This is a genomic window from Sphingomonas radicis (genome assembly GCF_051400635.1).
Taxonomy (GTDB): domain Bacteria; phylum Pseudomonadota; class Alphaproteobacteria; order Sphingomonadales; family Sphingomonadaceae; genus Sphingomonas.
Genome location: NZ_JBLFFG010000005.1, coordinates 183,127 through 199,655, shown reverse-complemented (window position 1 = coordinate 199,655; position 16,529 = coordinate 183,127). Strand labels below are relative to the sequence as shown.

The 16,529-nt window shown below is 66.5% G+C and carries 22 protein-coding genes and 1 tRNA gene; 9 read left to right on the top strand and 14 right to left on the bottom strand.

From position 1 onward, the window contains the following. Window positions 1-117 precede the first annotated feature (117 nt). Both ACMGDH_RS16525 and ACMGDH_RS16520 read left to right on the top strand, forming a co-directional pair. On the top strand, window positions 118-957 hold the full coding sequence (locus ACMGDH_RS16525; protein WP_436829076.1) for a diacylglycerol/lipid kinase family protein: 840 nt from the start codon (window positions 118-120) through the stop codon (window positions 955-957). Beyond that, entirely contained in the window at window positions 954-1,700 is a 747-nt protein-coding gene (locus ACMGDH_RS16520; protein WP_436829075.1) for a metallophosphoesterase family protein, read from the top strand. Before ACMGDH_RS16525 ends, ACMGDH_RS16520 begins: the two co-directional genes overlap by 4 nt. Before the next feature lie 16 nt (window positions 1,701-1,716). Here the strand turns inward: ACMGDH_RS16520 and ACMGDH_RS16515 are convergent, their stop codons facing one another. The 13 genes from ACMGDH_RS16515 to ACMGDH_RS16455 form a co-directional block, all read right to left on the bottom strand. Further along, complete coding sequence (locus tag ACMGDH_RS16515) at window positions 1,717-2,466, bottom strand: class I SAM-dependent methyltransferase (protein WP_436829074.1); 750 nt, start codon at window positions 2,464-2,466, stop codon at window positions 1,717-1,719. Between the two features lie 65 nt (window positions 2,467-2,531). Beyond that, on the bottom strand, window positions 2,532-2,918 hold the full coding sequence (locus tag ACMGDH_RS16510) for a bleomycin resistance protein (protein WP_436829073.1): 387 nt from the start codon (window positions 2,916-2,918) through the stop codon (window positions 2,532-2,534). 138 nt (window positions 2,919-3,056) lie between these two features. Beyond that, entirely contained in the window at window positions 3,057-3,590 is a 534-nt protein-coding gene (gene rpsI / locus ACMGDH_RS16505; protein ID WP_436829072.1) for a 30S ribosomal protein S9, read from the bottom strand. Next, window positions 3,590-4,069 carry a 50S ribosomal protein L13 gene (gene rplM / locus ACMGDH_RS16500; RefSeq protein WP_436829071.1) on the bottom strand — a complete coding sequence of 160 codons (480 nt, stop codon included), beginning with the start codon at window positions 4,067-4,069 and terminating at the stop codon, window positions 3,590-3,592. The genes rpsI and rplM overlap by 1 nt, the downstream gene beginning before the upstream one ends. Window positions 4,070-4,199: 130 nt before the next feature. Then, window positions 4,200-5,033 carry a hypothetical protein gene (locus ACMGDH_RS16495; RefSeq protein ID WP_436829070.1) on the bottom strand — a complete coding sequence of 278 codons (834 nt, stop codon included), beginning with the start codon at window positions 5,031-5,033 and terminating at the stop codon, window positions 4,200-4,202. Then, window positions 5,033-5,347 carry a divalent-cation tolerance protein CutA gene (gene cutA / locus ACMGDH_RS16490; RefSeq protein ID WP_436829069.1) on the bottom strand — a complete coding sequence of 105 codons (315 nt, stop codon included), beginning with the start codon at window positions 5,345-5,347 and terminating at the stop codon, window positions 5,033-5,035. The genes ACMGDH_RS16495 and cutA overlap by 1 nt, the downstream gene beginning before the upstream one ends. Then, window positions 5,344-6,375 carry a COX15/CtaA family protein gene (locus tag ACMGDH_RS16485; protein ID WP_436829068.1) on the bottom strand — a complete coding sequence of 344 codons (1,032 nt, stop codon included), beginning with the start codon at window positions 6,373-6,375 and terminating at the stop codon, window positions 5,344-5,346. Before ACMGDH_RS16485 ends, cutA begins: the two co-directional genes overlap by 4 nt. Before the next feature lie 32 nt (window positions 6,376-6,407). Beyond that, entirely contained in the window at window positions 6,408-6,806 is a 399-nt protein-coding gene (locus tag ACMGDH_RS16480) for a PIN domain-containing protein (protein WP_436829067.1), read from the bottom strand. Between the two features lie 6 nt (window positions 6,807-6,812). Continuing rightward, window positions 6,813-7,064: an AbrB/MazE/SpoVT family DNA-binding domain-containing protein gene (locus ACMGDH_RS16475; RefSeq protein ID WP_436829066.1), complete on the bottom strand. Its 252-nt coding sequence runs from the start codon at window positions 7,062-7,064 to the stop codon at window positions 6,813-6,815. 58 nt (window positions 7,065-7,122) lie between these two features. Further along, window positions 7,123-9,051 (bottom strand): 1-deoxy-D-xylulose-5-phosphate synthase, encoded by a 1,929-nt coding sequence (gene dxs / locus ACMGDH_RS16470; protein WP_436829065.1) that lies wholly within the window; start codon window positions 9,049-9,051, stop codon window positions 7,123-7,125. 112 nt (window positions 9,052-9,163) lie between these two features. Further along, complete coding sequence (locus ACMGDH_RS16465; RefSeq protein WP_436829064.1) at window positions 9,164-9,625, bottom strand: Fur family transcriptional regulator; 462 nt, start codon at window positions 9,623-9,625, stop codon at window positions 9,164-9,166. A gap of 71 nt (window positions 9,626-9,696) precedes the next feature. Beyond that, on the bottom strand, window positions 9,697-10,083 hold the full coding sequence (locus ACMGDH_RS16460; RefSeq protein WP_436829063.1) for a MerC domain-containing protein: 387 nt from the start codon (window positions 10,081-10,083) through the stop codon (window positions 9,697-9,699). A 253-nt stretch (window positions 10,084-10,336) separates the two neighbouring features. Then, window positions 10,337-11,014 carry an RBBP9/YdeN family alpha/beta hydrolase gene (locus tag ACMGDH_RS16455; protein WP_436829062.1) on the bottom strand — a complete coding sequence of 226 codons (678 nt, stop codon included), beginning with the start codon at window positions 11,012-11,014 and terminating at the stop codon, window positions 10,337-10,339. A gap of 126 nt (window positions 11,015-11,140) precedes the next feature. Here ACMGDH_RS16455 and ACMGDH_RS16450 point away from each other — a divergent pair, with 126 nt between their 5' ends. From ACMGDH_RS16450 to ACMGDH_RS16430, 5 genes are all read left to right on the top strand, one after another. Further along, the gene (locus tag ACMGDH_RS16450; protein WP_436829061.1) at window positions 11,141-11,875 is read left to right on the top strand and encodes a TlyA family RNA methyltransferase; all 735 of its coding nucleotides are present in this window, start codon (window positions 11,141-11,143) and stop codon (window positions 11,873-11,875) included. A 72-nt stretch (window positions 11,876-11,947) separates the two neighbouring features. After that, on the top strand, window positions 11,948-12,238 hold the full coding sequence (locus ACMGDH_RS16445) for an accessory factor UbiK family protein (RefSeq protein ID WP_436829060.1): 291 nt from the start codon (window positions 11,948-11,950) through the stop codon (window positions 12,236-12,238). 120 nt (window positions 12,239-12,358) lie between these two features. Beyond that, complete coding sequence (locus tag ACMGDH_RS16440) at window positions 12,359-12,862, top strand: type III secretion system chaperone family protein (RefSeq protein WP_436829059.1); 504 nt, start codon at window positions 12,359-12,361, stop codon at window positions 12,860-12,862. Beyond that, complete coding sequence (locus tag ACMGDH_RS16435; RefSeq protein WP_436829058.1) at window positions 12,859-13,653, top strand: pyrroline-5-carboxylate reductase family protein; 795 nt, start codon at window positions 12,859-12,861, stop codon at window positions 13,651-13,653. The genes ACMGDH_RS16440 and ACMGDH_RS16435 overlap by 4 nt, the downstream gene beginning before the upstream one ends. Window positions 13,654-13,744: 91 nt before the next feature. Next, window positions 13,745-14,359: a hemerythrin domain-containing protein gene (locus tag ACMGDH_RS16430; RefSeq protein ID WP_436829057.1), complete on the top strand. Its 615-nt coding sequence runs from the start codon at window positions 13,745-13,747 to the stop codon at window positions 14,357-14,359. A gap of 209 nt (window positions 14,360-14,568) precedes the next feature. On the opposite strand, the gene ACMGDH_RS16425 is transcribed toward ACMGDH_RS16430, so the two are convergent. Further along, the gene (locus ACMGDH_RS16425; protein ID WP_436829056.1) at window positions 14,569-15,054 is read right to left on the bottom strand and encodes a MarR family transcriptional regulator; all 486 of its coding nucleotides are present in this window, start codon (window positions 15,052-15,054) and stop codon (window positions 14,569-14,571) included. Between the two features lie 79 nt (window positions 15,055-15,133). Between ACMGDH_RS16425 and ACMGDH_RS16420 the strand changes: the two genes are divergently transcribed. After that, window positions 15,134-16,231, top strand: coding sequence for a branched-chain amino acid aminotransferase (locus tag ACMGDH_RS16420; protein WP_436829055.1), 1,098 nt, complete (start codon window positions 15,134-15,136; stop codon window positions 16,229-16,231). A gap of 23 nt (window positions 16,232-16,254) precedes the next feature. After that, window positions 16,255-16,329, top strand: a tRNA-Gln gene (locus ACMGDH_RS16415). Window positions 16,330-16,529 lie beyond the last annotated feature (200 nt).

Below are 16,529 nucleotides of genomic sequence, written 5' to 3'. Positions count from 1 at the left end.
GGAGGGGGAATGGAGGGACGTACCGCGCCGATCGAGAGTTTGGCGGAGCGACGGCGGGGCGCTGGCCAGGCTGCACAGCCTGGCGACCAATTGCCGTCTCATGCGTTGGCGCGGGCAATGGACAGGCTCTGGTTCATCACCAATCCGAATTCCGGCACCGCGACGCGCGCCAAATGCGAGGCGCTCGAAGCCGTGTTCGAGGAAGGCGGGCTCACGCTGGCCGGGCGCACGGAATTTCCCGACCAGGAGCTCCCGACCGGGGAACAGCTGAACGCAGCCAGAGCGGACACGGTGGTGCTTTTCGCGGGCGACGGCACGATCAACGCGGCGCTCTGCGCGCTCGAGAAATGGGAAGGCGCCTTCCTCATTCTGCCGGGCGGGACGATGAACCTGCTCGCCAAGGGGCTGCACGACGAGACCGATCCGCACAAGATCGTCCACGCCGCGCGCCAGTGCGACCGGCGGGTTGCGCTTCCCTATGTGATCGCGGGCGAGCATCGCGCCTTCGTCGGGCTGATCCTGGGCCCGGCCGCAGCCTGGTTCCGTGCGCGCGAGGCAGTACGCAAGGGGCGCCTGGGCCGCTTTGTCGGGGCCGTGCGCGGAGCTTGGCGAAGGACCTTCGGCGAGCGCGGCATCCGCATCTCGGGAGCAGGGCTGCACGATCGGTACCAGGCGGTGTTCGTCACTCCGTTGCTCGATCGGCTGCAGGTGGCGGGCGTGGATGCGCGCGACTGGGGCTCGATCGTTCAACTCGGCTGGGACTGGCTGACCGGCGACTGGGTCGCGGCGCGTGCAGTGAGCGAGTCCTATACGGACGAACTGCGCGTCCGCGGCAACAGCCCCGCGCTCGCGCTTTTCGATGGGGAGCCGGTGAGGCTCGCGCCTTCGATTCCGATCCGCGTGGGCAAGAGCCTCAAGACGTTCATCGCCACCAAGGAGGATGCGCCCGAGCCATGATCCGGCTGTTCCATGTGAGCGACGTCCATTTCGGCCGCGAGGACAGGGAAGCGATCGACTGGTTCGGCCGCAAGGTGGCCGAGGAGCAGCCGGATGCGATTGTGGTCACCGGCGACCTCACGATGCGCGCCCGCTCGCGCGAGTTCACCGCGGCGTCGAAATGGCTCGAAAGCCTGGGTCGGCCGGTGACGGTAGAGGTCGGCAACCACGACTTGCCTTATTTCAATCTGTGGGCGCGCTTCGTCACGCCGTACAAGCGTTACCGCGCCCTCGAACGGATGATCGAAAAGCCGCTTGATGTCAGAGGCGTCGCGGTGGTGCCGCTCAAGACTACGGCGCGCTTTCAGTTCCGGCTCGACTGGTCGAAGGGTTATGTGAGCACGCATGCCCTACAGCAGTCGCTCGCGCTCGTGGAGGCGGTGCCCGCTGGCGACTTGATCTTCGTCGCCGCGCATCACCCGCTGATCGAAGCGGGTACGCGCGGAACTTCGTTCACCCGGCGCGGCCGCACCGCGCTCGAGGCGCTGGGGATCGCCGGCGCGCACGCAGTGCTGACCGGCCACGTCCACGATCCGTTCGACATCGAGCACCGGATCGGCGATCGCACCGTTCGGCTGATCGGTGCCGGCACGCTTTCGGAGCGGATTCGCGACAAGCCGCCCTCCTTCAACGAGATTCGTGTGGAAGGCGCGAGCTTCGAGACGGTCGCTCGGTTCAAGGGAGAAGGTGCGGTGTTGCTGTAAGCGGCGGCGCAGGACCTCAGCGCAGGCGCGTACCGATCAGCGTGCCCTTGGTGCCTGCGTTGACGAGGCGGAACTCGAAATTCGGCCATTTGCGGCGCCATTTGCGCGCGACCACGCGCTCGCCGGGGCGCGCCGCGTCGTCGAGCATCACCGTTCCGCCCACCGGCAGCCGATCGAACAGGCTGTCGGCGGCGCCGCGCACGAAGGGGTGGATCGTCCAGGGTGGTCCGTCGATCAGCAGCAGATCGATCTCAGCCGGCAGGGGGCCGTGATCGTACCATATGCCGGGCCAGCCGCCGGGGGAGGGGAGGAAGGGGGTGGCGCGCAGATCGGCCTCGACACCGTTCTCGCGCAGCCAGGCCCGGGTCGCCTCGACAAAGCCTGCATGTTGGTCGCAGCTGATCAGCCGTCCGCCGCCGAATTTCTGCAGCGCTCGCGCGGCGATCAGGCTGGAGGCGCCCGCCCCCAGCTCGAGCACGGTCTGCGGCCGCTGCCGCTCGATCTGGTCGACGATCAGCGTGAGGAAGCCGGTATCGGCCTTCCAGCTGCCGAGATGGGGAAGCGCATCGGGAGCGAGGTCGAGCCGTTCGAGCAGCGCCGCCTTGGCCTTCTTCGATCCGCCGGAGAGGCTGCGTAGCAGCCAGGGCCAGTTCACGGCGCCGAACAGCGCGATATGCGCGATATCGGAAGCGGAACGCCGCGCATCCTCGGGCCAGACGCCGTCATCGGCCAATGGGAGGTAAGGCGTCACGTTGCGCGAGGTCATTCAGCTTCCTCTCCTTTGTCGCCGGGTACGAAACGCCGGGCCGACGATCGGTTTCCCGAAAATGCCTAACCGCGCGGCAACGCTATGTCTTGGCCGAAAACGATGAGGTTCCCGTCCGGTGCGACGACCGCCAGTTCGCGCTGGCCGTAGAGCTGGTCGACCGGTCCATGGATGTCGCCGTCGTTGAGCGACCCGGCCTTGGGCCGGAGCTCTTCGTGGATCGCGTCCACGTCTTCGACGTCGATGTAATAGCAGCAGCGCCGGTTCCCGGGCGGCGCACCGTCGTCGCCCTGGTTCTGAAGCAGGCGGAACGCCGCGCCTTCACGCTGGACATAGGCGTAGGTGCCCTGGCGGAAGCGGCATTCGAAGCCCAGGATCGCCGTGAAGAAATGCAGCGCCGCATCGATGTCGGGCACGTGCATGAACGGCGTGATACGAAAGAGATTGGCCATGGTTCGATCTCTTCGAAAATCCGGTTCATTGCCTCCCGGCAACGATCGGGCAAGCGCTTATCATGGTCAACGCCGGCATAACAAAAGGGCGACCCGTTGCCGGATCGCCCTTTCGATGTTCCCAAACGGGAAGCGCGATTAGCGCTTCGAGAACTGGAAGCTGCGGCGGGCCTTCGCCTTGCCGTACTTCTTGCGCTCGACGGTGCGGCTGTCGCGGGTCAGGAAGCCTGCAGCCTTCACCGGGCTGCGCAGCACCGGCTCGAAACGAGTCAGCGCCTGGGCGATGCCATGCTTGACCGCGCCGGCCTGGCCCGAAAGCCCGCCACCCTTGACGGTGCAGACGACGTCATACTGACCTTCGCGCTCGGCGACGCCGAACGGCTGGTTGATGACGAGGCGCAGCGTCGGACGCGCGAAATAGATTTCCTGATCGCGGCCGTTGATCGTGATCTTGCCGGTGCCCGGCTTGATCCAGACGCGGGCGACGGCGTCCTTGCGGCGGCCGGTCGCATAGGCGCGGCCGAACTTGTCGAGCTCCTGCGCACGCAGCGGCGTGGTCGGCGTCTGGACGACGGGAGCAGCGGCAGTGGCAGCGGCTTCGGGGGCGTCGGCCGGGGCCGCACCCTGGGTGATGTTGCCGAGGTCGGCGAGGGACTGGCGGTTGTCGGACATTATGCGCCCACCTTGTTCTTGCGGTTCATCGACGCGATGTCGAGGACTTCGGGGTTCTGCGCCTCATGCGGATGCTCGGTGCCCGCATAGATGCGCAGGTTGCGCATCTGCTGGCGGCCAAGCGGCCCGCGCGGGATCATGCGCTCGACGGCCTTTTCGAGAACGCGCTCGGGAAAGCGGCCCTCGAGGACCTTGCCCGCGGTGATCTCCTTGATGCCGCCGGCATAGCCGGTGTGCTTGTAGTAGATCTTGTCCTGCAGCTTCTTGCCCGTGAAACGGATCTTGTCCGCATTGATCACGATGACGTTGTCGCCGCAATCCACGTGGGGGGTGAAGCTGGTCTTGTGCTTGCCGCGCAGCACGTTGGCGATGATCGTCGCCGCGCGACCGACCACCAGGCCGTCGGCATCGACGATATGCCACTTCTTCTCCACCTCGTGCGGCTTGACCGACTTGGTGGTCTTCATCAGCTCCTTCATGGGGCCGGGACCTTTCGTTTGAAACGCAATCGCGCCACCCTGAGGGGCAGCGCGGACGGCGGCCATTTGGCGGAGAGGATGGTGAAAGTCAAGCAAATCGGCGGCTTTGCTGACAGGTATTATGATACCCTCATGGACTGCGCCATGCTTCCGCACGCGCCGGAACCAGCCGAACGACGGTCGTGCGGACCGATTCGCGGGCATCGGGAGCCGAACCCACCACGGTCCGGGTGGTGTCGCTGCTATAGCTCAGGAGCCCGGTGCGTGGATCGGAACGGCGCGTCCGCTCGAGATCGACCTGGCCTCCGCTCTCCAGCGCGCTGCTGGACGCGCGCGTGACTGACTGGATCTCGTTGCCGCCGACCGCCGTGGTGGTCCGCATCCCTTCGAGCACGAGCTTCTGCCCCAGCGGAGAGACGCCGGGCAGGCGGACGGGCGTGAGCGCGCCGATGGGATCGGGAGCCTCGTCCACGATCACCGCCGTTACGAGCGAGCTCAGCATCGCGCGGCGGCGCTCGTCGGGCAGCGCCCGAAGCGGGGTGGCGATGCGCTGGGCGAGTGTCTTGCGCGCCGCCGGATCGGGCGATCCGCTGTCGGCCACCATCGCGCCGATCCCTTCGCACAACCGCTCCCACAGCGCGGCCATGTCTTCGATACCGGTCACCTTGCCTCCGGTGTCGAGGTGGAAGACGAGCGTCCGGTCCGCCAGCGCGGCAAAGCCGGCCTCGACCATTCCGCCGACCGCGGGGGACGCATCGCTGCTCGGGGGAAGAACCCGCACCTCGGCGCGATAGCCGCCGGCCGCGCGCTGGAACCGGACCAGGCGCTCCAACTTGTAGCGACGTTCGGTTTCGCCGATCGTGGAATGATGCTCGGTCGTCACGAGAAGTGGCGCTTCGATCGGCGGGGCGAAAGCCGATACCGGCGCGGCCGCCTGGAGCAATGCTGCCGTCGCAGCGAACATCAGGCGGTTTCCGTGCTCACCCAGCGCGACACGGCGTTCGTCGCCGCGACGGGCCAGGCCTCGACGACAGGAAGATCATAGGGGTGCAATGCTTCGATCCGCCCGCGTAGATGCTCGGCCAGTTCGGGCGTGGTCTTGAAGAGCACGGGCACTTCTTCGGCGCGCTCGATCACGCCTTCCCAGCGATAGATCGACACGCCCGGCGCCAGGATGTTGACGCAGGCAGCGAGGCGCTCCGCGATGACGGTCTGAGCGACGCGCTCCGCGTCGGCGGCCGCAGGAAAGGTCGTATAGAGAAGCGCCAGGTCGCTCATTGCCGTTGTCCGATGACGTGCGCCCCCCAGGCAGTTGCGATCACCAGCAGCGCGCCGACGAGTTGGTGAAGCGCAGCGAGGGCGATGTTCATGCCCGACATCACCGTTGCGATGCCGAGCAGAATCTGGATGCCGAAGGCGCTGTGGATCGCGATCGATGCGCGCCGGTCGATCCCGCGGGCGGCGCGCGCGAGCACGACCAGCGCGGCGACCGTCACCCACGCCCACCAGCGGTGGACGAAGTGGACGATTGCGGGGTCGTTGATCAGTGCGTCGAGCAGCGGGCGGCCCTCGATCGTGGCGCCGGGGAAGAAGCGGCCGTTCATCAGCGGCCATTCGTCGGTGACCAACCCGGCGTTGAGCCCCGCCACGAAGGCGCCGTAGAGGAGCTGCACGAACAGGATCAGGCCGGTCACCGCGCCGAGACGCGAGAGCCGTGCCGGTCGCTCGTCCGGATTCCGGGCAAGCGCGCGCAGGTCGAGCGCGGTCCAGACGATCGCGGCGAGCGTGAACAGCGCGACGAGCAGATGCGCGGCCAGGCGGATGTGGCTCACGTCGGTGCGCTCGCTGAGTCCCGAGGTGACCATCCACCAGCCGACCGCGCCCTGGAACGCGCCGAGCGCGAGCAGCGCGACCAGCCGCCAGCCATAGCCCTTCGGAATCTGCCGCCGGATGGCGAACCAGATCAGCGGGAGCGCGAAGGCCAGGCCGATCAGCCGACCGAGCAGCCGGTGGAGATATTCCCAGAAGAAGATCGCCTTGAAGCCGGCGAGCGTCATCCCCTGGTTTAGTTGCTGGTATTCGGGGATGCGCTTGTAGTTCTCGAACTCCGCCTGCCACTGCGCATCGTTGAGCGGCGGAATGGTTCCGGAGATCGGCTTCCACTGCGTGATCGACAGCCCGGATTCGGTGAGCCGCGTGATGCCGCCCACCACCACCATCACCACGATCAGCGCGGCAACTAAGAGCAGCCAATTGGCGAGCGCGCGAGGGCGTGCGGTGGAAGAGGAAGTCGGGGTCTGGAGCACGGCGGCGGTTTAGCGTCTCGTCCGCGCGAAAGCTATTCGCGAAACGGGTTCACTATGCGCAGGCTATCCTCGACGAGGAGGCCGTGGTGCATGTCCTCGGAATAGAGCGTCTCGCAACTGGAGCGGAGTGCGGCGGCGACGATCATGGAATCGAAGATCGCGAACCCGTGGCGTTCGGCAAGGGCGAGCCCATGTTCGTGAATTTCAACGGTCAGCGGCACGACTTCGAGCAGCGTCCGAATCTCCGCCAAGGTAGATTCGATCGCTGCCCATTCGTACCGAAGCTTGCCGCGAAGCACGCGCGCCGTTTCATTCAACACCTGGACGCTGATCCAGCCGCCCTGCAGCATAAGGTCCGTCGCGCGGCGCGCCTTGGTCATATCGGCCGACACTGCATAGATTAGCGCATTGGTGTCGAAAAAGCATGGCACGGCCGGTCAGTCTTCCCCGCGCGCGTTTGCCCATTCGCGGTTGAACTTGAAATCGGCGGGAAGCCGGCCCTGTTTGTCGGCCATCGCCCGAAGTCGCGCGATGGCAGCTTCACGCCGTTGCCGCTCGGTAATCAGCGCCAGTTCGCCGTCGTCCAGCGCGCGCAGCTCGATCTCGTCGCCCTCCTTGAGCCCCAGCTCCCGCGCCACGTCCGCGGGAATGCGCACGGCGAGGCTATTGCCCCATTTCGCAACCTGCATATGGCCCTCCATGGATATACGTTTACCGAATGTATATCCGCAGAGCGCGCGTGGCAAGTCAGGCCCGGGCGCTCCCGTCCGCCACCGCGGCTTCATTGTAGCGCAGCGCCTTCAGCACGGTATCGACGATGTGCTCGGCGTTGAGGCCGGCTTCGTCATATTGCTTCTCGGGCTTGTCCTGGTCCTGGAAGGTGTCGGGCAGGCGCATCGTGCGCAACTTGAGACCTGCATCGATCAGGCCGTGATCGCTCGCCAGCGTCAGCACATGCGCGCCGAGCCCGCCGATCGAGCCTTCCTCGATCGTCACCGCCACTTCGTGGCTGGTGAGCAGGCGGCGGATGAGCTCCTCGTCGAGCGGCTTGGCGAAGCGCAGGTCGGCGACGGTCGTCGAAAGCCCCCGCGCGTCGAGCGCTTCGGCTGCCTTGAGCGCTTCGGCGAGGCGCGTGCCGAGCGAGAGGATCGCCACTTTCTTGCCCTCACGCACCACGCGGCCCTTGCCGATCTCGAGTCGTTCGGGAGTGGCGGGGAGCGGCACGCCGACGCCGCTGCCGCGCGGATAGCGGACTGCGATCGGGCTGCTGTCGTGGAGCGCGGCGGTGTAGGTCATATGGACCAGCTCGGCCTCGTCGGCCGCGGCCATCACCACGAAATTGGGCAGTGTCGCGAGATAAGTGACGTCGAAGCTGCCGGCGTGGGTCGCGCCGTCGGCACCTACCAACCCGGCGCGGTCGATCGCGAAGCGCACCGGGAGGTTCTGGATGGCAACGTCGTGGACAACCTGGTCGTAGGCGCGCTGGAGGAAGGTCGAATAGATCGCGCAGAAGGGGCGCATGCCCTGGGCGGCTAGGCCCGCCGCGAAGGTCACTGCGTGCTGCTCGGCGATGCCGACATCGAAGGCGCGGTCGGGATGCGCCTGCGCGAACTTGTCGACACCGGTGCCCGACGGCATCGCCGCAGTGATCGCTACGATCCGCGGATCGATCTCCGCCAGCTTCGCCAGCGTCTCGCCGAACACGTTCTGGTAGGAGGGCGGCCCCGGCGGCGCCTTGGCCTGCGCGCCGGTGATCACGTCGAACTTCTGGACGCCGTGGTACTTGTCCGCCGCAGCCTCGGCAGGGGCGTAGCCTTTGCCCTTCTTGGTGACGACATGGACCAGGATCGGACCCTGCTCGCTGTCGCGGACATTCTCGAGCACGGGGATGAGATGGTCGATGTTGTGGCCGTCGATCGGGCCGACATAATAGAAGCCCAGCTCTTCGAAGAGCGTGCCGCCGGTCGCCATGCCGCGCGCGAATTCCTCGGCCTTTTCGGCGGCGTTGTGCACGCGCTGCGAGATCTTGCGGATCGCGCGCTTGGCGAGGTTGCGCAGTCCCAGATATTCGGACGAGGAGACCACCCGGGCGAGATAGGCGGAAAGCCCCCCCACCGGCGGCGCGATCGACATGTCGTTGTCGTTGAGGATCACGATCAGCCGGTTGCCTGCCGCCTGGGCGTTGTTCATCGCCTCATAGGCCATGCCCGCGCTCATCGCGCCGTCGCCGATCACTGCGATCGCCTTGCCTGGCTGGTCGGCGAGCTGGTTGGCGACTGCGAAGCCGAGCGCAGCCGAGATCGACGTCGAGCTGTGCGCGGCGCCGAACGGATCATATTCGCTCTCGCTGCGCTTGGTGAAGCCCGAGAGTCCGCCCCCCTGGCGCAGCGTGCGGATGCGGTCGCGCCGGCCGGTGAGGATCTTGTGCGGATAGCATTGGTGGCCGACGTCCCAGATCAGCTTGTCGGCGGGCGTATCGAACACATAATGGATCGCGACGGTGAGCTCGACGACGCCGAGTCCCGAGCCCAGGTGGCCGCCCGTCGTGCCGACGGCCGAGATCGTCTCCGTGCGCAGCTCATCGGCCAGCTGGCGGAGCTGCTTGGGATCGAGCTTGCGAAGGTCCTCGGGCGTGCCGACGGTGTCGAGCAGCGGCGTGTTCGGAAGATCAGCCATTTAACCGCCCTTACTCCAGTGACTTCCTGGTGTCGATTGGGGCCGTTGCCTGGCAGCATCGGCCCGGCGGATCATGAGCTATATCTGAGATTTTGGTGAGGCGGCCGGCCGTTCAGTCTTCGCAGTCGGCGCATTTGCCCCGCACTTCGATCACCGGCCGCTCGGGCGAGAAGCCCGCGCCCTTGGCCGCAGCGCGCACGGTGCGGGTGATCGAATCGTCGTCGATGTGGGTGGTCTGGCCGCAGCTGTCGCAGACCAGGAAGATGCAGTCGTGCAGGCAATCGGGATGCGCGTTGGCGACATAGGCGTTCGCGCTCTCCACGCGCCGTGCGAGATTGGCGCCCACGAACAGGTCGAGGATGCGGTACACGCTGTTGGCGGCGACGCGGCGGCCCTCGGCCTTGGAGACCGCTTCGGCGATGTCATAGGCCGATGCCGGCTTGCTGAAGCCGGCGAGTGCCTCGAACACGCGCTCGCGCATCGCCGTCCATTGTTCGCCGGCCTTCTCCAGCGTCACCTGGGCGACGCGCGTGAGATCGGTGCCATGATGCTCGTTATGATCGTGCGCGTGCATGATGCAGATTTAGGCGCGCAGGCCCCCCCGGACAAGCACCAGTAATTGGCACCAGTAATCGGCACCCGTAGTCAGTAGGTGGCGCGGCGATTGAGGTCGTGGCCGAGCGCGACGATGCTCACGCCCAGAAGCGTCCAGATGGTCTCTAACCCGCCGTGCGGGAGGCTGAGCGCGCCGGCCATGATGCCGATGCCGAACGCGCCGACCGCAGCCGGCATCATATAGCCATGCGAGTAGACGCCCTTGCCCAGCGCAAGCACGCCGAAGCCGATCGCGAGCACCAGCCCGATCTCGTGGATGAGCGGGTGCACGAAGGCTCCCGCCGACGAGAGAAGGGTCAGCAGGATCGTGGTCGCCATGCAGTGGACGAGGCACAGCCCGCTGAGCCCGATCGCAATGCGATCGAAGCGCGCATCGATGCCACCCCAGAATCGGGTTAGCGGGAGACTCACCTGCATGGCGGCCATATAGACCCGAACAAGTCAGGGTACAACATATCATCCGCGCGATTTTATGCGGGATCACTCGATGGGGCGTCCACCGTTGGGCGATGCAGTTTCGGGCAGATTTGCGGGGACGGGTAGGCCGGATGACGCTCTAGGGGCACGTCATCCGGCCACGCCCGCTATTGCTCCATATAGGAGTCATTCCGGCAGCTTGCCATCGACGATGCGCCAGTGCGAAGGCGCAGCGCGGCGGCTCGTGCCGGGGTCATGCGGGCGATCCGAGATAATGGGCCTGGGCCGCGTCCGTGGCGCTCACCGCCAGCAGCGAACGCGCCTCGGCGGCGGAGCGGACCTTGCCGTTGCGGTCGGACGCAGCGTCGAGCACCCGGTCGAGCAGCGCCTGGCCTTCCTCCCACCAGCCGATACCGGATGCGGCGTTGAGGTGGCCCTGCGGCCCGGCATCGACGAAAAGGCTTCCCCAGCCGCCGGCAAGCGCACGCGCCTTGTCGATCGTCACCCAGGGATCGTCGCTGCTCGCGACTACGATCGAAGGGAAGGGGAGTGGCCGCGAGGGCGTCGGGCCGAAGCCCGCGAGTTCCCGGCGCACGCCTGCTCGATCCACATCGGCAGGTGCCACGAGCAGCGCACCGGCCACGGGCCAGCCGAACGGCTGGCTGGCGAGCTCGGCCCACCAGGCGACGGCGAGGCAGCCCAGGCTGTGCGCAGCGAGCACCACCGGCGCCTGCGCCGTGCGGATCGCCTGGTCGAGCTTGGTGACCCAGGCGTTGCGATGGGGGGAATCCCACATGCCCAGCTCGACGCGGTGCGTGTCGGGACGCGACTGCTCCCAGAGCGTCTGCCAGTGCGAGGGCCCCGAGCCGCCGAGGCCCGGAACGGTGAGAACAATGGGCGAGTGATCGTCCAGGGGTGAGAAGATGGACATATATCCGCTCCAACAGAGAGGATGGCCGGAACGCTCATTTAATTCCTACTATTTTAGTATGCAATACTGCTGCGCCGGATCGAGGCCCCGTTGCGTCGGGGCGAAAAGCACGCCTAAAGGGCGCGCATGGCCAAGATCCGCGCCGATCAGATGCTCGTCGACCGCGGCCTCGCCGAGAGCCGAACGCGCGCGCAGGCGCTGATCATGGCGGGCCTCGTCTTCGCGGGCGACCGCAAGGTGGAGAAGCCCGGGCAGACGCTCGCCGAAGACGCCGCGCTCGACGTTCGCGGGCGTGACCATCCCTGGGTGTCGCGCGGCGGGATCAAGCTCGCCCATGGGCTCGATCATTTCGGCTGGGACGTGACCGGGGCCGTCGCGATCGACGTGGGTTCCTCCACCGGCGGCTTCACCGACGTGCTCCTCAGTCGCGGCGCGGCGCGCGTCTATGCGGTGGACAGCGGCACGAACCAGCTCGCCTGGAAGCTGCGGCAGGATCCGCGCGTCACCGTACATGAGCAGACCAGCGCGCGCGTGCTCACGCCCGCGCACATTCCCGAACCCGTCGACCTGATCGTGTGCGATGCGAGCTTCATCGGCCTCGCCAAGGTGCTGGAGGTCCCACTGGGCTTCGCCGGACTGGGCGCGCGGCTGCTCGCGCTCATCAAACCGCAGTTCGAGGCTGGGCGCGACGAAGTGGGAAAGGGCGGCGTCGTGCGCGACCCAGAGGTACACGAGCGCGTCTGCCGCGAAGTCGCCGAGTGGGTTACCGTGCAGGGCTGGGAAGTAGCCGGCATCACGCGCAGCCCGATCACCGGCCCCGAAGGAAATGTCGAGTTCCTGATTGGCGCTCGCCGCGGCTGATCCCTTGCGCCGGCGCGCCCGGACGACCAAATGCAGATTCAACAAGTCAGTAAACGCCGATTGGAACTGGAAATGCAGACCGACAACCGCCTGTTCGACGATTTCGTGAAGTTCGTGAACGGCGCGGCGGGCACCGTCGCCGGAATGGCGCGCGAGACCGAGAGCGCCGCGCGTGAGCGCGCCCGCGAGTGGATCGGCGGGCTCGATTTCGTGAGCCGCGACGAGTTCGAAGCGGTCAAGGCGATGGCCGTGGCCGCGCGCGACGAGAACGATGCGCTCAAGGCGCGTATCGCGGCGCTCGAGGCGCAGCTGGCGGCCAAGCCCGCTGCGCCTCGCGCCAAGAAGCCGCAGGGCGACGCCTGAGCGCGGATTGACCCACTTCTTGTCCACAGCTTTTCGACAGGCTTGTAAACCGCGCGCTTGTGCCGCGGGAACGCGGTTGGCAGGACTCCATTCATCCTGTCCGGCCGTGTGGAGGTATTGATGCTCGACGAAGCGGAGTTCGACCGCGACGACGCCGCCCCCATCGACATGCTGGAGAGTTACTTCGCCGCGCATGGCTGGAGCTATGAGCGCGAAGACGAAGAGATCGTCGCTAAGGTCAAGGGCAGCTGGACCGAATATGAGCTTCGCGCGATCTGGCGCGAGGACGATGGCGTGCTGCAATTCCTCGCCTTCCCCGACGTCAAGGTTCCGGATGAGCGTCGCGCCGCCTTTTACGAGACGGTGGGGCTGGTCAACGAGCAGCTCTGGATCGGCCATTTCGAGCTCTGGTCGGCGAGCGGCATCCTGCTCTTCCGCCACGCGGCGATGATCGACAGCGCGGGTGAGGCGACGCTGACGCTCAACCAGGCCGAGCTGCTGGTCGAGAGTGCGATCGACGAGTGCGAGCGCTTCTATCCGGTGTTCCAGTTCGTGCTCTGGGGCGGCAAGAGCCCCGCCGACGCGATCGCCGCCGCGCTGATCGAGACGCAGGGCGAAGCGTGAGCGCCGCCGGGCCGGACGGGCTCTGGCTGGTCGGTTGCGGCAACATGGCCGGGGCGATGCTCCGCCGCTGGATCGAGAGCGGAACGGTGGCGGCGGAACGCGTGTTCGTCGTCAATCGTCACGATCGCGAGCTGCCGGCAGGTGTCCGGCAGGGCAGGGCCTTTCCCGATGCGCCGCTGCCCGAGTTCGTGATGCTGGGGGTCAAGCCGCAGCAGATCGACGAAATTCCGGCGATCCCGGCTGCTCCCGGCAAGGGAACGACGCTGGTCTCGATCCTAGCCGGCGTAGAGATCGCCGCGCTCGCAGAGCGCTTTCCCGAACATGCGATCGTCCGGGCCATGCCCAATCTGCCCGTGGCGCTGGGCAAGGGTGTGGTGACGATGCACGGCGTTCGGACGCGGGAAATCGATGCGCTGATGGCGCCGCTCGGGCTGGTCGAGTGGATCGACGACGAAGCGCTGTTCGGCGCGGTGACTGCGCTCAGCGGCTGCGGACCGGGATTTGTCTATCGCTTCATAGATGCGCTCGCTGCGGCCGGCGCTTCGCTTGGCGTGCCCGTCGAGCAGGCGCAGCGGCTTGCAGTGGCGACCGTCGAGGGTTCCGGGCTCCTAGCCGCGCAAGCGGAGGATTCACCCGCCGCGCTCGCGGACAAGGTCGCAAGCCCGGGCGGCTCGACGCGGGCGGGGCTGAACGTGCTCGACCACGATGGAGCTCTGGTGTCGCTGTTGCGCGAGACGCTTGCCGCATCGGCCCGGCGCGACGCGGAGATGGCGGCCGCCGCGCGGCGGTAGGACCGTCGTCTTTTTGCGCCGGCGGAACGCCCGTCCGCGCGGATGGTTTTGGAAGCGACACGGCTTTCACTCACATCCGACGGAGGCGGACATGGCAACCACTACGGCGACGCGCGACAGCAAGGGACGATTCAAGCCTTCCAAGGGCAGCAGCGGCAGGAACGGCGGCGGTCTGGGCGTGGTCGCGGGCGCAGTTGCCGGCGGTGCTGCGCTGGGCATTCTCGCCATGCTGGGCCGCAAGGCTGCGGTGCAGGCGCCGACGGCGCTGGCGGGCAACTGGGATGATGCGCTCGCTGCCGAGCATCAGGCGACGCTCAAGGTGTTCGACGCGATCGAGGCGACCGACGAGCACAATACCGTCAAGCGCAGCATGCTGCTCTCGCACCTCAAGCACGCGCTGCTCAAGCATGCAGTGGAGGAAGAGAACGTCATCTATCCCGCGCTCCGCGAGATCGGCCAGCGCGACGCGGCCGACGCGCTCACCAAAGAGCACGGCTATGTGAAACAATATCTCTACGAACTGGAAACCACTCCCACGGCCTCGCCCGACTGGATCGCCAAGGTCCGCCAGTTCCGCGCGGACATCGAGAAGCACATGCAGGAGGAAGAGGAGCGCCTCTTCCCGATGCTGCGTGCTCAGCTGAGCGACGAAAAGAACAAGCTGCTCACGACCGCGATGAACAAGGAAGGATTCAAGGTCGCCTGATTTCCAGCGAAGGCCCTGCCCCTCAGAAGAGGTGTAGGGCCTGTCCGGCTTGCAATGTAGGACTTCATTTGCTTGGCTCGACCGGTGGCCTTGCGCCACGCGCTCTTTGACATATCGATAGAGAGGCGAGCATCACGAAATAATATTACGTGATGAATCGCGTTTCCGCCAAAAGAGTCAAAACCCAAATTATTGTGTCTGTCGCGTCTTTACCGATTCGATCCGGACACGCGTGCCTTTTCGCTTTCCGGGACCAGCCCCTCGAGCACAGCCCAGAAGCCGCCAACGGCACCTTGGCCTGCGCTCGAATAAGCCGCCGACATCTTCTCGCGAAGCGCATCGAACAGCTCGGCCTCCAGCGCGGCGCCTGCGGGGGTGAGCCGCAGCAGCCTCTGCCGACGGTCGCGCTCGCCCGTGCGAGTCTCGACCAGCTCGCGCTCGGCGAGATCGCCCAACACCCGGCCCAGCGACTGTTTCGTAATGGCCAGGATGGAGAGCAGCTCGCTCACCGTCAGGTCGGGCTTGCGCGCGATGAAGTAAAGCGCACGGTGATGCGCGCGCCCCAGCCCCTGCCGGGCGAGCCCCGCATCGATCGAGCGCGTGAGATTGGCATAACCGAAATAGAGCAGCTCGACGCCGCGGCGGATTTCGGGCTCGCGCAGGAACAGGGGCGATGCGGGAATTGTGGCAGCCATGTTGACCATTCTACCCCCGCGGCCTAGTCGTCCGCAAGCCGATCCGGCCAGAGTCGGCCGACGCTCTCGGGAAGGTGAAATGGAAGATACGACGATCCTGGATTTCGAGTTCGAAGCGCACCGCAACCCGGTGCCTGAAATCGACAGGGCCGCGCTCCTCGCCAATCCCGGCTTCGGCAAGATTTTCACCGATCACATGGCGGTGATCCGCTATACCGAAGAGAAGGGCTGGCACGACGCGCGGATCCAGCCGCGCGGCCCGATCCAGATCGACCCGGCCTGCGCCGTGCTCCACTATGCGCAGGAGATCTTCGAGGGGCTCAAGGCCTATCGCACGCCGGATGGCGGCGCCGCGCTGTTCCGCGCTGAAGCCAATGCGCGCCGCTTCCGCGAATCCGCCGAACGGCTAGCGATGCCGCCGCTGCCCGAGGAGATGTTCCTGGGCTCGATCCGCGAGCTGGTGCGTACCGACCGCGCCTGGATTCCGGAAGGCGAGGGCGCATCGCTCTATCTGCGGCCCTTCATGTTCGCGAGCGAGACCTTCCTGGGCGTGCGCCCGGCGAAGGAATATCTCTACATGGTGATCGCCTCGCCCGCGGGCGCCTATTTCAAGGGCGGCGCGCCCTCGGTGACGCTGTGGGTATCCGAGCATTACACGCGCGCGGCGCCAGGCGGCACCGGTGCGGCCAAGTGCGGCGGCAATTATGCCGCCAGCCTCGTCGCCCAGGCCGAGGCGATCGAGAAGGATTGCGACCAGGTCGTTTTCCTCGACGCGGTCGAGAACCGCTATGTCGAGGAACTGGGCGGCATGAACGTGTTCTTCGTGTTCGAAGATGGCTCCGTGATCACGCCGCCGCTGGGCGGCACGATCCTGCCCGGCATCACGCGCGAATCGCTGCTCGCGCTGGCGGCCGATGAAGGGATCGACATCCGCGAGGAGCGCTACAGCATCGATCAGTGGAAGGCCGATGCCGCTTCGGGCAAGCTGCGCGAGGCCTTTGCCTGCGGCACCGCCGCGGTGGTCACCCCGATCGGTCGGGTGCGCGGCACCGGCTTCGATTTCTCGATCGGCAACGGCGGCCCGGGCATGCTCACCGGCAAGCTTCGCGAGAAGCTGGTGTCGATCCAGCGCGGAACCGCGCCGGACCCGCACGGCTGGGTTGAACGTCTGTTCTAAGCCCGTATAAGCCGCGGCTCCGTTGGGGCGTCGCCAAGTGGTAAGGCACCGGTTTTTGGTACCGGCATTCGCAGGTTCGAATCCTGCCGCCCCAGCCAAGCAGCCGGGTTGCTGCTGGCAGATAGATCGAATCAAGCGCACCCGGTGAGGCGGAAGATAGGCGCGCTGACGCTTCCGCCTGAAGCGCCGCTTCGTCGAGCGAGAAACGTATAAGCAGCGATATAAACCGCGCACTGAAGTGGTAGTGCGCATGGGCCAAGCCGTTGCCCGCGCACGAGCCTGGTTTGCATAAGACTGA

What these genes read in the sequence shown, in the direction of transcription:
- ACMGDH_RS16520 (WP_436829075.1), top strand. Translation starts at nt 954, where the DNA reads ATGATCCGGCTGTTCCATGTGAGCGACGTCCATTTCGGCCGCGAGGAC.
- ACMGDH_RS16475 (WP_436829066.1), bottom strand. Translation starts at nt 7,064, where the DNA reads ATGCAGGTTGCGAAATGGGGCAATAGCCTCGCCGTGCGCATTCCCGCG.
- ACMGDH_RS16450 (WP_436829061.1), top strand. Translation starts at nt 11,141, where the DNA reads ATGGCCAAGATCCGCGCCGATCAGATGCTCGTCGACCGCGGCCTCGCC.
- ACMGDH_RS16420 (WP_436829055.1), top strand. Translation starts at nt 15,134, where the DNA reads ATGGAAGATACGACGATCCTGGATTTCGAGTTCGAAGCGCACCGCAAC.
- ACMGDH_RS16425 (WP_436829056.1), bottom strand. Translation starts at nt 15,054, where the DNA reads ATGGCTGCCACAATTCCCGCATCGCCCCTGTTCCTGCGCGAGCCCGAA.
- ACMGDH_RS16460 (WP_436829063.1), bottom strand. Translation starts at nt 10,083, where the DNA reads ATGCAGGTGAGTCTCCCGCTAACCCGATTCTGGGGTGGCATCGATGCG.
- ACMGDH_RS16440 (WP_436829059.1), top strand. Translation starts at nt 12,359, where the DNA reads ATGCTCGACGAAGCGGAGTTCGACCGCGACGACGCCGCCCCCATCGAC.
- ACMGDH_RS16430 (WP_436829057.1), top strand. Translation starts at nt 13,745, where the DNA reads ATGGCAACCACTACGGCGACGCGCGACAGCAAGGGACGATTCAAGCCT.
- ACMGDH_RS16525 (WP_436829076.1), top strand. Translation starts at nt 118, where the DNA reads ATGGACAGGCTCTGGTTCATCACCAATCCGAATTCCGGCACCGCGACG.
- ACMGDH_RS16465 (WP_436829064.1), bottom strand. Translation starts at nt 9,625, where the DNA reads ATGCACGCGCACGATCATAACGAGCATCATGGCACCGATCTCACGCGC.
- ACMGDH_RS16510 (WP_436829073.1), bottom strand. Translation starts at nt 2,918, where the DNA reads ATGGCCAATCTCTTTCGTATCACGCCGTTCATGCACGTGCCCGACATC.
- ACMGDH_RS16515 (WP_436829074.1), bottom strand. Translation starts at nt 2,466, where the DNA reads ATGACCTCGCGCAACGTGACGCCTTACCTCCCATTGGCCGATGACGGC.
- ACMGDH_RS16445 (WP_436829060.1), top strand. Translation starts at nt 11,948, where the DNA reads ATGCAGACCGACAACCGCCTGTTCGACGATTTCGTGAAGTTCGTGAAC.
- cutA (WP_436829069.1), bottom strand. Translation starts at nt 5,347, where the DNA reads ATGAGCGACCTGGCGCTTCTCTATACGACCTTTCCTGCGGCCGCCGAC.
- ACMGDH_RS16495 (WP_436829070.1), bottom strand. Translation starts at nt 5,033, where the DNA reads ATGTTCGCTGCGACGGCAGCATTGCTCCAGGCGGCCGCGCCGGTATCG.
- rpsI (WP_436829072.1), bottom strand. Translation starts at nt 3,590, where the DNA reads ATGTCCGACAACCGCCAGTCCCTCGCCGACCTCGGCAACATCACCCAG.
- ACMGDH_RS16455 (WP_436829062.1), bottom strand. Translation starts at nt 11,014, where the DNA reads ATGTCCATCTTCTCACCCCTGGACGATCACTCGCCCATTGTTCTCACC.
- rplM (WP_436829071.1), bottom strand. Translation starts at nt 4,069, where the DNA reads ATGAAGGAGCTGATGAAGACCACCAAGTCGGTCAAGCCGCACGAGGTG.
- dxs (WP_436829065.1), bottom strand. Translation starts at nt 9,051, where the DNA reads ATGGCTGATCTTCCGAACACGCCGCTGCTCGACACCGTCGGCACGCCC.